Annotated in this window: 3 protein-coding genes; 1 reads left to right on the top strand and 2 read right to left on the bottom strand. The window is 65.4% G+C overall.

The genetic code is table 11. The annotated features are described in order from the left end of the window. The coding region (locus EN991_RS31510; protein ID WP_127370217.1) for an L-glutamate gamma-semialdehyde dehydrogenase at positions 1 to 2,036 on the top strand (2,036 nt) is incomplete at its 5' end. A 114-nt stretch (positions 2,037 to 2,150) separates the two neighbouring features. Here EN991_RS31510 and EN991_RS31520 read toward each other — a convergent pair. Further along, on the bottom strand, positions 2,151 to 2,465 hold the full coding sequence (locus tag EN991_RS31520; RefSeq protein ID WP_127370218.1) for an antibiotic biosynthesis monooxygenase: 315 nt from the start codon (positions 2,463 to 2,465) through the stop codon (positions 2,151 to 2,153). 62 nt (positions 2,466 to 2,527) lie between these two features. Further along, on the bottom strand, positions 2,528 to 2,656 hold a 129-nt coding region (locus EN991_RS31525; RefSeq protein ID WP_206519288.1), incomplete at its 5' end, for a TonB C-terminal domain-containing protein.

Raw genomic sequence — 2,656 nt, forward strand, 5'->3', positions numbered from 1 at the left:
CGCTGGCGGCGATCGACAAGGCCAGGGCGGCCTTCGCCGGGCCGGATCGCTGGCATGCCAAGCCGATTACGCGGGCCGCCGGCTATGGCAAGCAGCGTCCGATCGTCAACCCGGCAAAGCCTTCCGAAGTGGTCGGCACGGTCAGCGAAGCAGCTGCCAAGCAAGTCGCGACCGCCGTGCGCTTTGCGGTGGAAGCGCAACCGGCCTGGGCGAAGCGTCCCGTCGCCGAGCGCGCCGCCATCCTCAACCGTGCCGCCGATCTCTATGAGGCGAATGCCGTCGAGTTCTTTGCACTCGCCACCCGCGAGGCCGGCAAATCGCTGGCCGACGGCGTCGCCGAGGTGCGTGAAGCCGTCGACTTCCTGCGCTACTACGCCACCGAAGCGGCCAATGCCGAGGTGGGCACGCAGGCGCGCGGCGCCATCGTCTGCATTTCGCCGTGGAATTTCCCGCTCGCCATCTTCACCGGCCAGATCGCGGCAGCGCTCGTCACCGGCAATTCGGTGATCGCCAAGCCGGCCGAGCAGACGCCGCTGATCGCCTTCCGCGCCGTCGAACTGCTGCGCGAGGCCGGCGTGCCGGAAGACGTCATCCAGTTGCTCCCTGGCGACGGCCCATCGGTCGGCGGGCCGCTCACCGCCGATCCACGCATCGCTGGCGTCTGCTTCACAGGTTCGACCGAGGTTGCCAAGCTGATCGAGAAGCAGCTGGCCGAGACGGCCGCGCCCGACGCCATGCTGATCGCCGAGACTGGCGGCCTCAACGCCATGATCGTCGATTCCACCGCGCTGCCCGAACAGGCGGTGCGCGATATCCTCGCCTCCGCCTTCCAGAGTGCCGGCCAGCGCTGTTCGGCGCTGCGCGTACTCTACGTGCAGAAGGACGTCGAGAAGAAGATGCTGGAGATGCTGAAGGGCGCCATGGAGGCGCTCAACGTCGGCGATCCCTGGCGGATTTCGACCGATGTCGGCCCGGTTATCGACGACGAGGCGCAAAGCTCGATCCGCGAGTATTGCACGAAGATGGGCCTGCAGGGCAGGCTGATCGCCAAGCTCGAGGCGCCCAGGGAAGGTCGCTTCGTCGCGCCGCATGTCTTCCGGGTCAAGGGTATCGAGGACATGGAGCGCGAGGTGTTCGGGCCGGTGCTGCATGTCGCCAGTTTCGACGCCGACCAGATCGACGCGGTCATCGCCGCCATCAACCGCAAGGGTTATGGCCTGACCTTCGGCCTGCACACCCGCATCGAGGGCCGCGTGCAGCATTTCGTCGATGGCATCCATGCCGGCAACATCTATGTCAACCGCAACCAGATCGGCGCCGTCGTCGGTTCGCAGCCGTTTGGCGGCGAGGGGCTTTCCGGCACCGGGCCGAAGGCCGGCGGTCCGCACTATCTCCGCCGCTTCCGCAAGGGGCCGGAGGCCGGCACCCATGTGCAGGACGGCCACAAGGTCACGGCGACCGAGCTTGCCGACAATCTGCCTGATCCCACACTTGGCGGCTGGTCGACGCGTCCGGACCGGATCGCCATTCTGAGGAAGCATCTGCGCGGCAAGGGTGCTGCGGCCATTGGTGCGGCCGCCGGCATCGATTTCGGCCAGGTCGACCTGCCCGGGCCGACCGGCGAAGCCAACACGCTCTCGCTGTCGCCACGTGGACGGGTGCTGTGCCTTGGTCCCGATGGTGATACGCTGCTGGCGCAGACGATCCAGGCGCTCGCCGCCGGCAACGCCGTGCTGGCCGTTGCGCCGGGTGCACCGGCAGCCCTTTCCGCTCTGACCGGCAAGGGCCTGCCGCTGGCCGCCATCGATGGCCGGCCTGATCCGGTCGAGGCACGCTCGCTGCGCGTCGATATCGTTGCTTTTTCCGGCACGCCAGAGGCCGCGCGCATCGTGCGCAGGGTTATCGCTGATCGCTCAGGCCCGATCGTGCCGCTGGTCAGCGAAGTGTTGAACCCGGCGGCTTATGCACATGAGCGGGCCGTCTGCGTCGACACCACCGCCGCGGGCGGCAATGCGAGCTTGCTGGCCGGAGCCTGACTCCGGCCGGTCGTTAGAGCCATTCACCGTTTCGTGGAAACAGTGAATGTCTCTATCTCTTTTGTTTTATGCATGTCGTTGTCCCAAACCGGGACCACTTTTGGGCGACATGCATTACGCGCCTTCGACGACCGAAAAACCCTCGAACTGGGGGTGGCCGAGATAGTGGACCTTCGTCGTGCCGACATTCCTGTGGGCGGCGCGGAAATTCTCGGACTTGGTCCAGGCGATGAAATCATCGTGGCTCGCCCACACCGTGTGCGATGCAAACAGCGTGTAGCCTTCGGTCTCGTTGACCGGGCCTCGCAGCAGGTGGAATTCGCGGAACCCCTTCATCTCCGCAAGGCTGGAATCGCGGTTCTTCCACAAGGCCTCGAAATCGTTCTCCGAGCCGGTCTGCACCTTGAAGCGGTTCATGGCGATGTACATGGCGGTTTCCTCTCACAGGGATGTTGATGATTTGCGGCCGCAGCGTTTTGTTCTGCGCACATTCAAAATGGGCCGATTTCGGTCTCGAACTCCAAACTTGCGCTTGCTGCCTGTGGTGGAATCGAAGGGAAGGGGGCTGCTTTGCGGATAATGCCAAGGGCCGCCTGATCGAAAGCCGCCGACCCTGAGGT

Origin of the sequence: Mesorhizobium sp. M7A.F.Ca.US.005.03.2.1, from assembly GCF_003997795.1 — a bacterium.
GTDB lineage: Bacteria > Pseudomonadota > Alphaproteobacteria > Rhizobiales > Rhizobiaceae > Mesorhizobium > Mesorhizobium ciceri.